Source organism: Pedobacter sp. GW456-11-11-14-TSB4 (genome assembly GCF_059424425.1).
Genome location: NZ_JBWKZK010000001.1, coordinates 521,920 through 538,164 on the forward strand (window position 1 = coordinate 521,920; position 16,245 = coordinate 538,164).

At 36.3% G+C, this 16,245-nt stretch carries 9 protein-coding genes; all 9 read right to left on the reverse strand.

Annotation, left to right across the window (positions count from 1 at the left end; all coding sequences use genetic code 11):
* Complete coding sequence (locus AC07XU_RS02445) at window positions 1-2,523, reverse strand: family 20 glycosylhydrolase (RefSeq protein WP_494942032.1); 2,523 nt, start codon at window positions 2,521-2,523, stop codon at window positions 1-3.
* A gap of 229 nt (window positions 2,524-2,752) precedes the next feature.
* Window positions 2,753-4,702, reverse strand: coding sequence for a ligand-binding sensor domain-containing protein (locus AC07XU_RS02450; RefSeq protein ID WP_494942033.1), 1,950 nt, complete (start codon window positions 4,700-4,702; stop codon window positions 2,753-2,755).
* Window positions 4,703-5,764 (reverse strand): dihydrodipicolinate synthase family protein, encoded by a 1,062-nt coding sequence (locus AC07XU_RS02455; protein WP_494942034.1) that lies wholly within the window; start codon window positions 5,762-5,764, stop codon window positions 4,703-4,705.
* Window positions 5,764-6,780: an NAD-dependent epimerase/dehydratase family protein gene (locus AC07XU_RS02460; protein WP_494942035.1), complete on the reverse strand. Its 1,017-nt coding sequence runs from the start codon at window positions 6,778-6,780 to the stop codon at window positions 5,764-5,766. The genes AC07XU_RS02455 and AC07XU_RS02460 overlap by 1 nt, the downstream gene beginning before the upstream one ends.
* Window positions 6,781-6,808: 28 nt before the next feature.
* Complete coding sequence (locus AC07XU_RS02465; protein WP_494942036.1) at window positions 6,809-8,020, reverse strand: Nramp family divalent metal transporter; 1,212 nt, start codon at window positions 8,018-8,020, stop codon at window positions 6,809-6,811.
* Window positions 8,020-9,492 (reverse strand): PQQ-dependent sugar dehydrogenase, encoded by a 1,473-nt coding sequence (locus tag AC07XU_RS02470; protein ID WP_494942037.1) that lies wholly within the window; start codon window positions 9,490-9,492, stop codon window positions 8,020-8,022. Before AC07XU_RS02470 ends, AC07XU_RS02465 begins: the two co-directional genes overlap by 1 nt.
* Window positions 9,492-10,949, reverse strand: a complete 1,458-nt coding sequence (locus AC07XU_RS02475; protein WP_494942038.1) for a BNR-4 repeat-containing protein — start codon at window positions 10,947-10,949, stop codon at window positions 9,492-9,494. Before AC07XU_RS02475 ends, AC07XU_RS02470 begins: the two co-directional genes overlap by 1 nt.
* A gap of 277 nt (window positions 10,950-11,226) precedes the next feature.
* The gene (locus tag AC07XU_RS02480; protein ID WP_494942039.1) at window positions 11,227-12,687 is read right to left on the reverse strand and encodes a RagB/SusD family nutrient uptake outer membrane protein; all 1,461 of its coding nucleotides are present in this window, start codon (window positions 12,685-12,687) and stop codon (window positions 11,227-11,229) included.
* An 84-nt stretch (window positions 12,688-12,771) separates the two neighbouring features.
* Complete coding sequence (locus AC07XU_RS02485; protein ID WP_494942040.1) at window positions 12,772-16,185, reverse strand: SusC/RagA family TonB-linked outer membrane protein; 3,414 nt, start codon at window positions 16,183-16,185, stop codon at window positions 12,772-12,774.
* Window positions 16,186-16,245 lie beyond the last annotated feature (60 nt).

Sequence of the window (16,245 nt, forward strand, 5' to 3'; positions counted from 1 at the left end):
TTACTGCACAATAATGGTTCTGCCGCCTCTGCCGTTGTTGTTAAATACTTTAAACCTCATTATTCCACTATGTGGAATTGGGTTTATGTAAGTTTTACTTTTTAAAGTTGGCTCACTTCCATCTAACGTATATTTAATTAATAAACCCGGATATTGGGTGTTTGCATGAACTTTACCTTCTATAACCTTTGCGCCAACAGTTGGTATACGGTAATTAAATCCGCCGGTATAATAGTTTAACCGAGTAAATTCACGTTTACCTAACAAATTCGTAAACCAACTCCAATCTTTTACATATTTTGCATTGGCCACTGTGCTATCTTTTTCTGTTGCCCAATGGGGATTTTTTGCCCAAGCTCTTTCTGCAAAACCCAATAACTTTGGCAGCAGCATATATTCTAATTGTTCCGCTCCTCTAATTTTTTCAGACCAAATTTGACTTTGGATACCTACAATATTACCAGCTCCATAATCGGTTAAGCGTTCTTTATTTTCAAATATTTTCGGATCAATCGGATTGCCTTGCACATCTTCTTTTGCAGATTTATAATAATCTAAAGGGATGAAATAAAAAGGTTTATCTACATCAACAAATGAGCCCCAATATAAACCTGGCTCATCTGCATCTTGCTCGTAAGCTAAATCGAAATAAAAATTAGTTACAGCAGAAAGCACCACTTTATAACCAGCATTTGCCAAGCGGTAAGCTAAATCTTCTTGTCCCCAACCCCAAACGTTATTCCAAACATAAGCATGAAAATTTTGCGTGGTAAAATCTGGGTTAGCCAAGTATTTTGTTTTACCATCTAAACTTGTTTTTCGCATGGCCACTTCTTCCCAACCAGATAAATAAAGGTTATTCTTTTTTAAAATCTGATTAACTTTTGATAAATGGAAATACCATAAATCGTTATAGTTTTTGATGTTTTCTTTTTCCATTAGCTGTGCAATTGCTGGCGATTTTTGCCAAACGCCATCAGGTACTTCATCGCCACCAATATGAATAGTTTTTAAAGGTGCGTTGGCTAAATTGTACATCTCTTTAACTTCATCAACCACTTTTTCTATAAAAGTATAAGTAGATGGCATGGCGATATTCATTACATTGTCTTTAAAACCTTGTACCGATTTGTAAACCGATTGATCTAATAAATCTCGTAGTAAATATTTCTTCCCTTCAGCTAAATCGCTGTTTTTATATTTTTCATATCTAGCATCCATTGCTTTTATGGCGGCTCGAGCATGCCCTGGCGTTTCTATTTCTGGTATTACGCTAATGTGTCTTGCGGTTGCGTACTTTAAAATTTCAATAAAATCAGCTTTGCTGTAAAAACCGCTACCCGGAAAAGTATTTGGCAAAGCACCCGATCCGTAAGATGGGTGAAGATTGTTTTTATCGTCTAAAGTATGTGCTCTAGTTGAACCAATGGTAGTTAACTCGGGCAAACTAGGTATTTGCAACCGCCAACCTTCATCATCATTAAGGTGGAAATGCAGGGTGTTGATTTTATAAAGTGCTAGTAAATCTAAAATCTTTAAAACTTGTGTTTTAGTCTGAAAGTTTCTTGCCACATCTAACATAAATGAGCGGTAACCAAATCTTGGTGCATCTTTAACATTTGCGCAAGGAATGCTAATTTGGCTTTGCTTTTTAGCCCAACTTTTTGGCGGCATCATCATTTTTAACGATTGGATTCCATAAAAAGCACCATTTTTTGAACTCGCTGCAATTTCGATCTGATCTACTGTTACCTTTAACTCATAAGCTTCATTTGCTAAACCATCAATTTTTTTAAAAACTATATTGTTTTCAGCTTTGCTGGATGATAGACTTGAACCTATAAGCTGAGACAGCTCTGCATTAAATAAATCGGCTTCATTCTTAAAAAAAGAATCGAAATTTAAACTGGTATTTTTGTTCAGTTTAAAGAACCCAATGGATGGTTTATATTCATTTGGTGAAGGTAATATTGGCACCAATGTTTCAATTGGTAAATCTGTGATATCCTTATTTTTTTCAAAAACTTTTTCGGGAGCCAATTTCAGCTGCGCTAATTCTTTCTCAACCAAATAATTGCTTTTAAAATTTAAGATTGGAAAACCTTGTTGCGGATCTTTGTTAAAAACGATGTACAAATTAGATGGAGCATCGGTATAATTTTTAGATTTGCCATTGGCGATGTATTCGATGGTAACTTTTTCGCCAGACTTTAAAGGTTTAACATTGGTGTCAAAAACAATTCGGCAAAACTCTCCGCTTAAATTATCGAATTTGGCGTTGTTGCTTGTTACCGAATTAATTACTCTTGGGTAAGAAAAATAAAGTTTAAAATCTTTTAAATCTATCTCCGTTTTTCCTTTGTTGATGAGTGTAAAGGAAGCTAAAAATTGCGTTTTACCCTGATAATCATTTGCTAAAAGCTGCCATTCTACAAATAAATCGGCTGGTTTAAAACTTTCTTGAGCTTTTGTGTTCAGGATTTGGAAACAACCTATCAAAGCAATTAAGAGTATTTTTTTCATTTTTCTATAAATTAACTATTCGTTGGCGAGGACGCCAACGAAGGAATTAATGATTTCGTCATTGCGAGGCACAGCTTGTCACGATTTTTCGGGAAACAATCTCCTTTTCAGATTTGCTTAAATTACTAGAAGGAGATTGCTTCGGACGATGAAAAATCGTTCTCTGAAGCGTCGGAGCAAGGTCTCTCAAACAGACCCTGAAATAAATTCAGGGTGACGGTTAGGTTATTTAAGGCTGGTAAGACCACAATTCTGTTTTACGTTTAAAATATAATGTTCCTTTTGCATCCACAACTAATAAAGCCGCATCTTTAGCAATTTCGGTATAGTTTTGCGTTGCTGGGTCTATTTTAAATAACACATTATTATCTGTACCATAAATTTGTCCGTTAGGATGTTTTACCAAAAAAGCACTTCGCCAAATGTGACTACCCAAAGGCGGATAATCATATAATTTTTTTACTGAAACAACCTTCTGCTCTGCAACATTAAATACAAACAAATTACCATCGGCGATGCCCCAAATATTACCATTAACTTTGATTAAACAAGTAATTGCCGCAGCACCCGGCACAGGAACCAACGAAAATGTTTTAGCATTTTTAGTGATATCCCAACCAAATAAAACAGCCTCTTTTGTAGTAGCTTTTATGCCCAAACCTCCAGAAACTGTAGTCCCAGCAATAAGCAAATCATCATCATTAATTAAACTTACGATGGCCTGATTAGGAACAATATTTTCATGTGCTTTAAGTTCATCTTTAACCACATCATAACTAATCAATGCTCCTCCTAATTTGCCGTATTCAGGTATGGTTCCAAAAAACATTTTTTGCTTTTCTGGCAAACTCAACACTGCAAAAGCTCTGCTCTGCCCCTCAATTTCACCTAATTTACGTGGATTGTTTTTACCAACATCCCAACTTTGTTTGGTATTGTAAACATAAAAACGACCTTTTGGATAAATGCCAAAATAAATTTGATCGCCATAAACCGCCATTCCTTCGGTTTGATCTAGGCCCAAATATTTTGTGTTTGTTTTCGTTATTGGGTCATAAGTTGCATGTCCACCAGCTAAGTAACCGCCAGTCCATATTTTTTGATCTGGTCCAACCATAATGGCATTGATAGGAATGGGTTGTGGCGGTATTTGCAACTTAATGCTGCTATGTTTTTTGGTTTTAGGATTGTATTGCACCAAATTGGCCATCGCTGTTAAAAAATATAGATTTTGATCTTTGCCCCAATAAAAAGCATTTGCACTACCAACATTTGCCGCCAACTGTTTAGCAGAACTTACCGATTTTGTAGGATCGAAACTATACAAATTTGTTTTACCAGTATAAAAAACCTCTTTTGCAGCGGAGCTGGATACTGATTTCATATCCATGTCGCTGATCTCTTGTTCAACTTTTTTAGTTTTTAGGTTATAGACTAAAGTAATGTTTCCTGCAGTTAATAAGGCCAATAGCCGATCAGCACCATCTTTGCCAGGCACAATTTCTAAGCCATATACAAATTCTCGGTCTTGATATTTAGCCGGCAAAATCTCTTTTTTTTCTCCTGTTAAGGGATTAAGCTCAATTAAATGTGCATGAGAACCTACCCCTGCATAAACTAAACCTGTACTTTTGTGATAAGCTAAACTGCGCACATAATTTTCTCCATCAACTAAAGCACCTTTGCCAACATCAGTAAATCCATCTTTTGGATGATACCTGAAAACCCTGCATCCTGGATAAGTTGCGCCGAAAACTTCGCCATTTTTACCAGGTGTTAAATTCCACAAATAAGTTTCTCCGGCTAATACGATGCCTAAATCTTCTACTTGCTGACTACCAGGTTTGTGCTTAAATAAACTTCCGTTTGCCCCTGGAATATATAAATAACCATCGCTGGCTTGTGCCATATCCCAAACACCATCTGCTTTAGGCAACTCCTTATCTAGAACCAATTTTTTGGTCTTCAAATTGTAAGCTAAAAGATGAGCAGGTTCGCCACGAACAACGGTATAAACCAATTCTGTTCCTATGTCATCGGTTACAAAAATACTCCCCTGTATCATTTTGGCACCTAATTGCGGCCCATGGTTGGTAAATTTATCATCGCTTTGCGCAAGAGCAAATTGAGTTAAGATAAGCAACCAGAAAATTAATTTGATATGCAATTTTTTCATCATTTATAAATCTTGAGCTAAAAATTCTTTTACAAAATCATCATCATTTAAATGCGGATAAGCTGCATAAACCCTGTCTAATTCTTCTTTTTGCCCATCAGATAATTTTTCATTCGGATTTAAACACCAAATGCCATTTAGCAAACCTTGTTGGCGTAAAATTTCGTGTATACCCGGTATGCATCCATGAAAATGATTTGCAGGATCGAACATCGCTGCATTAACATCAGTAATTTCAATACCACGAGTTAACAAATCATCAGCTGCTGCTGCAGTTTTGTTGGCTTTGTAAGTTTTAACTTCTGCCAACAAAGAAACCGCCTTGTTAGTCCACACTGCCCAATGCCCCAACAAACCACCAACAAACTCTTTATTTACATTTTTACCATTTACGTTAAATTGATAGGTAGTTAATAAATCAGCAACAATGTTATCATCATTACCAGTGTACATCGCAATTTCTTCACATCTGCTGCTATTGGCAACCGCCCGCATTACATCTAAAGTTTGGTAACGATTAAAAGAAGCGCATTTTATAGCTTCAACATTAGGGACTTCGGCAAACTGCAACCAAAAATCGTAGCTAAAAATTCTACCGCCAACAGATGGTTGTAAGTAAAAACCAAAAACCGGAATAATGGCAGCAACCGCTCTTACACGGTCTAAAATCTGAGTTTCGGTTAAGCTTTGTAGGCCGCCCATGCTCAATAAACCCATATCGTAACCGTATTTTAAAGCTAATTTTGCTTCTGCTACAGCTTGCTCCGTTGGCCCACAAATACCAGCAATTTTAATAAATGGGCGGTCCAAATTTGCTGCTGCCACTTCTTCTGCTGCAATTTTTAAAACCGTTTCGTATAAATTAACTTCAGGATCTCTAATCTCGAATTGTGTAGAATGTACGCCAACTGCAATACCACCAGCACCGCTAGCCATGTAATATCTTGCTAATTGGCGTTGTTTGACTTCATCAAGTTTTCTATCTTCATTTAGTGCTAACGGATGTGCCGGAAAAACCGTTCCGTTTAGCAAGTGTTTTTTTAATATTGGATTTAAAATTTGCATTAGAATTTCCCTCCTCTTTCTTGAAAATGTGTTGCTTTACCAAATTCATCGCCACCGTTGTTAATCCAAGTGGCAGTAATATCAATTATTTCTCTTACGGTAACTTTTGGATAGCCAAACAAACGATGGCACTCGGATGCATTGTTTAATAGAGCGCTCCCAGCAGGCTGATTAATGAATTTTGGCGATTTATTAAATATTTTACCGAATTCTTGAGCTATCCACCTGATAGATAAAATTTCTGGCCCGGTTACGTTTAAGATTTTTGCTGGCGCTTCGCAATGCAACAAACTACGCAAAGCGATTTCATTGGCATCGCCTTGCCAAATTACATTTACATTTTCTGTAGTTAAATCAATTTCCTTGTCGCTTAAAACCGATTTAGCAATTTCCATAAATACACCGTAACGAAAATCTACCGCATAATTTAGTCGGTAAATTAAAATTGGAGTTTGATTTTGTTTAGCAAAATATTCGAAAATACGTTCTCTACCCAAACAAGATTGTGCATATTCGCCAATGGGTTCTGGTGTAACATTTTCGGCAACGCCACCCGAAGTTACAGGTACAAATGGTAAAACATTGCCTGATGAAAATGCTACAATATTTGAGTTTTTATATTTTTCGGCAACTCTGCCAGGTAAATAAGCATTCATCGCCCAAGTAAAGCCTTCTTTGCCTGTTGTACCGAATTTGTTTCCCGCTAGGTAAATTACATTTTTGGCATCAGGTAATTGTTGCAACTCGGCATCGTTTAATAAATCGCAAGCAATGGTTTCTACGCCAACGGCTTCTAATTCTGCTTTAGCTTTGGCATCAGAAAATCTTGAAACGCCGATCACTTTATTGTTCATGGCGGCAGCTTTTAAAGCATCAACTGCTAGCTTACCCATACTTACGCCCATTTTACCACCAATACCTAGTAATATAATATCGCCTTCTATCTGTCTAATATCTGCTATTAAAGCGGCTGATGGTTTGGTCAAATCATGCTCTAATTGTTTTAAATCTACCATAGATTTTATGTTTTATTTTGTGTGTGTTTTAGTTGATAAATAATTCGAAAAAGTTTTTTACTGCTAATGCAATGAGTAAAAGCAAGCCTAAAGCGCCAGTAACTTTTACAAATAAGCTGTTTGCATTTTTACCCATTACCTGCTTATCATTTGCGATGGTGTACATGGCAATGCCGATAAATGGGACTAGAAAAATAGTAACGCTTTGTGCAAAAATGATGAGTTCTAAAGGCAGTTTGCCAAATATTAACGCGATGCTTGCACCACAAATCATTACAAAAGCGATAAATAAACGTACTGCTTTTGAGCTTAATTTACTTCCATAGCCTAATGCATCGCCTAATAAACTGCCGCCAACTGTAGCGTTACCTACTAACGATGAAAATGAGGCGCCAAATAAACCTGCTAGAAACAAATCTGCCGCGTAAGTGCCAAATAAGGGTACTAGAGCTTTAGACATTTCTGAAGCGCTGTTAACTTTTAAGCCTTGCGGATGGAGAACCGCAGCAGCACAAATGATAACAACAATGCTCATCACTCCTAAAATGATAATACCTGTATAGCTTTTATTTTGACTAAAAACCCCGATCTTTTTATTCTCTTGCATTAAATAAGATTGATAAAATGCTCCAACAATAGAAAAACAAGAAGCCGTAAAAGCTATAATTAAAGCTGATGATCCAAGCGGTACACTTGGGATAAAACCTTCGGCGATGCCACTTAATGAAGGTTTACTTAAAAATAGAGTAGTTAAAAATGAAACAAGCATTAAGCCAACTAAAGCGATCATCAGCTTTTCTAAAACTTTGTAAAAGCTGCTAAAAAATAGCAAGGCCATGCCAAAAATATTAAATACCAAAACCCAAATCCATGCTTTTGTGCCTGTTGCTTCTGCTACCGCGATGCCAACTCCAATAGCGTTACCTGCCTGAAAAGAAGTAGCGACTAAAAAAACGCCTAAGCCAATTAATACGCTAACAGCTTTACCCCATTTTGCCCTAATATTGGTGAGTAAACTTACATCGGTATGTAAACCAATTCTGGCGCCCATATTAGTAAAAATGAGCATAAAGAAAATGGCTACGACCACAATCCATAACATGCTGTAACCATACTCTGCACCTAGTTTTGATGTAATGGTCATTTTACTTGGGCCAAAAACTAAAGCAGCAGTAATTATACCCGGACCAAGCCCAGCTAAAAGGCTGATTAATTTATTCTTTTGTGTTTTTGAACTCATTATTTTCTATTATTTTTCACATCCGTGGACGAAATTTCTTTTCCTTTATTACCCCAATTTGTATGGATGTAATTGATAATTTTAGCTACCTCATCATCTTTTAAAAACTTAAAAGAAGGCATTTGCTCACCTGCACCATTTAAAACCAGTGAGATTAAATCGGCAGATTTGCCATTTACTTTTTTAGAGCCAGCCAATGCCGGAAATGAGTTTGGCATACCCTTGCCATCTGATTTATGGCACGATGTACAATATTGCTCGTATAATATTTTGCCAGTCTTCACTTCTTCTACCGTTGGCTTAACTCCTCTCAAGGCGTTTTCTACTGATTTCTCAGCAATACTGATTTTTAAGATTTTATCATCTTCTGGCAACGGAAAACCTGGAGAAGGATTCCAATCTTGGTTGCTTGTGCTCATATAAATTTCGCCTTTAGGTCCAACCGCTACATCACGTAAACGCCCGTAATGCTCTTTCAGAAAAATCTCTTCACTCAAAACTTTACGACCATCCTCAGTTAATTTTAAAACACGTAAACTTTTGGTTTTTAGCGTAGTCAGCAATAAGCTGTTTCGCCATTCGGCAATTTTACCATAGCCATAATAAGCGATCCCGGCAGGTGCTATAACTGGTGTCCAAGATTGGATGGGTTCTACTGTTTGGTATTGTTGTGCAAATAATTTATCGGTAGGCAAATCATGTTTACCCTCAATAGTTGGCCAGCCATAATTTTTACCTTTTTCAATTAAATTCACTTCATCTTCAATGGCATCGCCATGTTCTGAGGTATAGATTAAACCATTATCACCTATGGTTATTCCTTGCATGTTTCTAAAACCATTGGCAAAAACATAGCTGTTTGGGTAAGGATTATCTTTAGGTATCGAACCATCAATATTGAGCCTTAAAATTTTGCCATTTAAGCTTTTTAGGTTTTGGGCATTCTCTTTTATATAGGCATCGCCAGTTGCCCAAAGTAGCTTTCCGTTTTTATCTATTACTAACCGAGAGCCATTGTGAGCTGTAAAGCCATCAATAACGAGTAATATTTTTTTGTTGATTAAAGTATCATTTTTAAACTCGTACCTAACCAAATGATTGCTAATTACACTATCTTTTTTAACCGTATAGTTTAAAAAAACATAAGGATTAGCTTTAAAATTAGGATGAATAACTAAACCCAACAAACCAGCAGTGCGTTTATGCCAAACATCGGTTATGGTTAATATTTTCTTTTGTTCGCCGGTTTGCAAATCTATTTTAGAAACCACTCCCTTTTGCTCGGCAAACCATAAAGACTTGTCATCTGCATAGGCAATATCCCAAGGCACATCTAGGTTTTTAGCCAAAACTTCAACCTTTAGTGGAGTGTTTTCTAATTGGATATAATCTACAACCGGCAATTCTTTTTCCGGTTTACACGAATACATCGCAATGCTTAGCAAAAGAAATAGCAAGTATTTTTTCATCATTATTTCTTCACTTTTATTAGAATTGGCTTTGCAAAATCTGCATCCATTTGTATAGGCAATTGGTAAACGTTTCCTTTTTTGTCTGAGAAATAAAGTTTGCTTTCTGAGAACTTTCTACCGTCGCCATCAGCCCAAAAAGCATAAAAATCTGGATGCACATTTACTGGCCTACGAGCGTAAGAATGGTTAAATTCACTATTGGCAGTCATCGCTTTGCTTTTCCAAGTTTTACCTTGATTTTTGCTCGTCCACAATACCATTTCACCTCCAGTATTATAAGCTTGTGGCCCCTGCGTTGTTGGCCCAATCACTCTCCAAACACCTTTTTTATCGATATAAAGCGAACCCATATCGTAATTATTATCCGAATTGGTAATGGGTAAAATTTCCCAATCGGCTCCAGTAAACCTTGCCGTATACCAAACTCTAGGGCCATTTTCTGGGCCAGCTTCATAACCCTTGCTTGTTAAATAAAGGATAACTGGATTTCCTTTTGCATCATAAGCTAAGTCGTTGATGTATACATTTAAACCCAGTGAATGATAATCTTTAACCAAAGCAGCATTTGAAACATTTTTTAATGGGAGATTTAATTCATCGCCTTTGGCAGATTGCCACGTTTTACCAAAATTTTGAGTTTGGATGTAGTATAAATTTGAGCGAAAATTTAATCCATTTTGCCCTACTGTTACAGGATGAAAATTAAACGCACTGCCCAATTTATTGTTAAACTGCCCACTGGTTTGGTAATGTCCTTCTTCAATTATGGCCAAATCTTTCCATTCTGAATAATTCACACCATCTTTACTTGTCATGTAGCTAATGGTACGCCTAGGTTTTGAAGGCTGGTTTTCAATAACCTTACGATCGTAATGCGTAAAAAGGTTAATAAAACCATTTTCTGGTTGATACCAACTTTGCAAATAAGAAAAATTATTCATCGGCACGACTTTGCCATTTTCTATTTTGGTAGTTTGAATTTGCTCGAATTTGCTAATATCATAAGGCTTTAAGCTTTTGTGTACATAAGATGGCCCGTTTGTACCATGAGCGGTAGAAAATATCCAGATGTAACCATCGTTATCGATATTCATTACCGGATTATCATGAGCATTGTTGGTTTTTTTATCTAAAACTACCGTGGGTTTGGGAACCATTTTAGTTTCATGATCGAAGTAAGAAACGCTGTGTAAAAGGGTTTTACCATCGGGATCTGTACCACCATAACAAAAAAACGTTTTGTTTACTTTAGCCACATAAATAGAAAATGGATAATGGTTAGCCGGGTAAGTACCTAATCCTCCACTGTATTTATACACAAATTCATCTTTAGAAGGTTCGTTACTATACCAGATAGAACGATAGCCACTATCTTTTATATTAAGTGTTTGAACTTGGGCTAAAGAAAATTGATGGCATAGCGCAAACACCATTAAATAAAAAAGAAATTTTTTCATTTAGGTTAGGTTTTAGGAGTAGAATTTTGTTTGATAAACTAAGTCTGATTACAATTATTTCAAATTAATTTTTTAATACTCTTAGTATTAGCAAGATCGTCATGCTGAATTTATTTCAGCATCTGTTTAGCATTAAAGACCCTGAAATAAATTCAGGGTGACGAGCAAGATAACCCAAAACGTAGATTAAACCTTCAATATCAATATTTAATTATCGAACTCAGGTGACTAATAATGTTCATCCCAATTTGAGAACCGGGATGAACATTATCATCAATTAGTTAGTATAACCAGGATTTTGTTTAATCAAAGCTGGATTAATGTCTATCTGACTTTGAGGAATTGGGAACAAAACTTGATGCGCTTGGATACCTTTAGCAGCCAGCACTGTTACCGCTCTATCGGTACGTACTAAATCGAACCATCTGTGTCCTTCGAAAGCTAATTCAACTCGTCTCTCTTGTTCAATTGCTAATCTAAAAGCAGCCTGATTAGCCACTCTTAGCGCTAAGTTTGCATTGTTACTTGTTTTAATTGGTAAGCCCGCTCTTGATCTAATCTGATTTAGGTAAGTAAAAGCTGGTCCATCTGCAACATACCCTTGCTCATTTAAAGCTTCTGCATACATTAACAAAACATCTGCGTATCTTAAAATAATCCAATTGTTATCGCTATCTAAATTAGCTGCCGGAACTCCCAAATATTTTACGATATAATTATGCTGAACTGTACTTGAACCAAGCACATAGCTGTTTCTCATTGAAGCGGCTTTTCTAGCATCATTAGCTTCATAAGCATTGTTCATATCAGCTGTTGGAATATTTTGCCCTAAAGGATTACCTACAGAAACTACCGCAGTACCCGAACCGATTGGCGCAAATTGATTGGTAAACGGACTACCTTCATTATTTGAGCCTTTTTTAAACTGAACTTCAAAAATAGATTCTCTGCCATTTTCATTAGCGATACCAAAAACACCAGCATAAGTTGGTAATAATTGATACCTGTTTAAACCAACATTATCAATAACTTTTTTAAGTTGTGGTGCAGCTAAATCCCATCTTTTTTGGGTAAGATAAACTTTACCTAGCAAAGCTGCAGCTGCACCTTTAGTAGCTCTGCCAATATCAGCACCTGTAAATTCGTGAGGTAAAACTGCCTCTGCCTCAGATAAGTCGGTTATAATTTGTGCGTAAACTTCTGCCGATGGATTTCTACCATAAGTATAACCTTCTTGTGGATTATTAATCACCTTGGTAACCAACGGTACATCACCAAAAATACGTACCAAGTTAAAATACATTAAGCCTCTTAAAAATTTAGCTTCAGCAGTGTATCTCGCTTTTAAAGCAGCATCCATAGGTACAGCCTCAATTTTTTCGATTACAATATTTACCGATTGGATAGCCTGATAGTGTCCAGCCCATGTGGTACTGCTGATAGAATTTGTAGCCAAATTCTGAAAATTATCTACTGCTACCATATCTGTACCAGCTGCCGGATTGGTAATTTCTGTATTATCCGATCTTAAATCTCCGATAATGTGCATCGAAGAGTAATACAAACCACCATATTGAAGACCGCCGTAAGCAGCTGATAAGGCATTTTTCATATCCTCCGCGGTTTTATAAAAATTGTTCCCATTCATTTGTGATATAGGAGCAAGATCTAAAAAGTCTTTTTTACAACTGCTGGCCGAAAGTATAACCATTATACCTGCAGCAAAAATTGTTTTCATATTTTTCATCTTTACATAATTTTGTTTTCAACTGTGATGAAGCTATCCCGAATATTCGGGATGGTTTCATCTCAATTGTTGTAATTAAAATCCAAAATTTAAACCAAACATAAATGTGCGAGCTAATGGATAAGCACCAGAATCTACTCCTGGCACTAATGGGTTAGCTCCTTCTACGCTCACTTCAGGATTATATCCTTCATATTTGGTAAAAGTATAGGCATTTTGTACAGTAAAACTAAATCTAGCGTTTGCTACTTTTAACGCTTTAGCAACTGAAGCAGGCAGATTATAACCAAGGGTAATGTTTCTAATCCTTAAAAATGAGCCATCTTCTACAAAAGCAGAAGTAGCATTATTAACTACCGAAGCTATGCCCAATGCACCGAAGTTTCTATCAATTTGCGGAGTAACCCCATCGCCTCTATCCGCTTCAGATTTCCACCCATTTGCTGCACTTCTTAACGTATTGTTTAGGCCTGAGTAGCTTCCATAAAATCTTCTTGCTGCATTTAAAACCTCAAATCCATGTACACCTTGAATGGTAAAAGCAAAATCGAAACCTTTGTAAGCGAAACTATTAGTCATCCCATAAGTAAAATCAGGAAAAGGATCACCTAAAGTCGTTCTATCATCCGCAGTAATCACACCATCACCATTAACATCGGCGAATTTTAATTGCCCAGGTTTAGAGAAAGCTGTGCCATTTGCATTTTTTACGATTGGTTGTGTATCAATCTCATTTTGATTTTGATAAATACCAATCACTTTGTAGCCAAAGAAAGAACCTGGTGCCGAGCCAATTTCAGTAACGTGAGTATTTCCAGCGGCAAAAGTAAGCTGTCTGGCTAAAATACGAGAACCATCAGGACCAAGAGCTAAAACTTTAACACCATTGGTAGAGAAGTTCATGTCGGTTGTCCATTTAAACTCTTTTACCAAGTTTCTGCTAGTTACCGTAAACTCGTATCCTTTATTTTGGATTTCGCCAATATTTTGTAAAGCGTTGGTGTAACCTGTTAAAGTTGGGGTAGGAACGTTTAATAATAAATCTGATGTTCTTTTGTTGTAATAATCAACAGACAACGCTAGTCTGTTTTGCAAAATGCCAAACTCTAAACCAATGTCAAGTTGTTTATTTTTTTCCCAGCTTAATAACGTGTTACCAATATTTGCTAACCTAATGCCGTTATTTACGGTACCACCACTGGCACCAAAAATGTAATTATCTGCCGCCGTTAAGCCAATTGCACCATAATTACTGATGAAATTATTTCCGGTTATACCATAACTGGTTTTAATTTTCAGGTCAGAAATCCAGTTTACATCTTTCATGAAATTCTCTTCAGAAACTCTCCATGCCAATGAAACCGAAGGAAAAACACCATATCTGTTATCAACTCCAAAACGAGATGAACCATCTGTTCTTAAAGTAGCGGTTACCAAATATTTATTATCAAAACTATAGTTTAAACGTGCTAAATAAGACAATAAAGCCCACTCTTGTTTAATAGATGTTGCAGTTGTAATTGCCCCAGCAGCACTAATTGTTTTAATCTGATCGTTAGGAAAATTAGTAGCACTAATTGCATTCTGATCAATGTTTTCTTTTTGAATCGTGTAACCCAATAAAGCATCAAACGAATGTTTTTTAACCTTTTTATTGTAATTTAAGGTAAACTCAGCTAACCAATTTCTGTTCTCAACTGTATTGTTGTTAGCAGTTGCTAGTTTAGTATCATTTACACTATTTGGGTTGATGATAGATGGGTTAAAGATTTCTTCTCTAAAACTTCTAATATCTGCACCAACTAAAGCTTTAAAGTTTAATCCTTCAATAATTCTTGCCTCAGCAAAAGCAGTACCCAATAAACGTGAGGTACCTTGCTGATGGAAATATTCTCTTGCAATTTTTACTGCATTATCTACCTCGCTTAAGCCAAAACCTTGACCTGTAATTTTGGTATAGCTACCATCTGCATTGTAAGGAGATAAAAGTGGATTTGATGCTAAAGCTGACTGAATAATACCACCACCTTGCCAATTGCCTTCTGCTAAAGTCTGATTAGAGAAAGTATAAGATGGAGTAATATTAGCACCAACTTTTATTACTTTATTTATTTGCGATTCTACGTTAACACGGAAAGAATAACGTTTTAAATCAGATCCTAAAAGAATACCTTCTTGCGTTAAATAGCCACCCGAAACAAAGTATTTTGTTTTTTCGCTACCACCAGAGAAATTAATTTGATAATTACTCATTGGTGCAGTTCTCAAGATTTCATCTTGCCAATCGGTTCCTTCGCCCAAAGCATCTGGATTACTTAAAGACGCTGGCAATAGATACATCACGTTATTAAGCCTAGCAGAATTAGGATCAGAAGCTGAGCGACCTGGACCAGAATTAATCCATGCATTATTTCTAGCCTCGTTCATGTAAATTGCATATTCTCTAGCATTTAGCATGTCTAGTTTTTTCTCTACTTGCTGTATGCCTGTAGTTAAATTGAAATCTATTTTAGAAGCGCCAGATTTACCTGATTTTGTAGTGATAATTACCACACCATTTGAACCTCTAGAACCATAAATTGCCGTAGCAGAAGCATCCTTTAAAACCTGAATACTTTCAATATCTGAAGGGTTTATGGTTGATAAAGGATTGTTTCTTTGATTATAATCATTAGTTACCGGGAAACCATCTACAACATACAATGGCTCATTACCAGCAGATAAAGATCCTGCACCACGTACTCTTACCGTAGCACCACCACCTGGAGCACCAGTTGCTTGCGTTACTTGCACACCAGCCATTTGACCAGCCATTGCTTGATCTAAACTTACAATCGGTTGGTCTTTAATTTGCTTTGCACCAATAGAACTGATAGAGCCAGTAACATCTTTTTTCTGTACCGTTCCATAACCAATAGCAACAACTGCATCTAAAGTTTGGCTATCTTCTTTTAAAGTAATGGTGATGTTAGTTCTACCACCCACAGCTATTTCTGTGTTTATGAAACCTGTATAACTTACCACCAAAATTGCATTATCTGGCAAATCAGCAATGCTGAAATTACCATTTGCATCTGTCATTACACCTTTGGTGCTATTTTTTAGTCTAACACTAGCGCCAATTAAAGGTAAACCACCTTGGTCTACAACTTTACCTTTAACATCTATTGGCAAAGCTTCTTGCTCTTTTTTAACAGGGCTTTTAGTTACCACTATAGTTTTTTTGTCTATCGTGTAGGTAAATAATTGATCCTTAAAACTTTCTTGCAACGCTTTTTCTAAGCTTACACCCTTTAAATTGAGTGTTACTGGTTTTGCGTCTTTAATTTCATTGTATTTATAAAAAAAGAAATATCCACTTTGTTCGCCAATTTGAGTTAGCGCTTTTTCTAGAGGGATATTTTTACCGATAAGGTTTATGTTTTGCGAAAAGCTTTTAGCGCTAATCTGCAAACAGCCAACAATCATAAAAATTACTGTGAGTTTCATAGCTCTTAACAGTTTGGGTTGGATGAACACAGCAAAGTGCTGCATTTTTCCATAAAAATT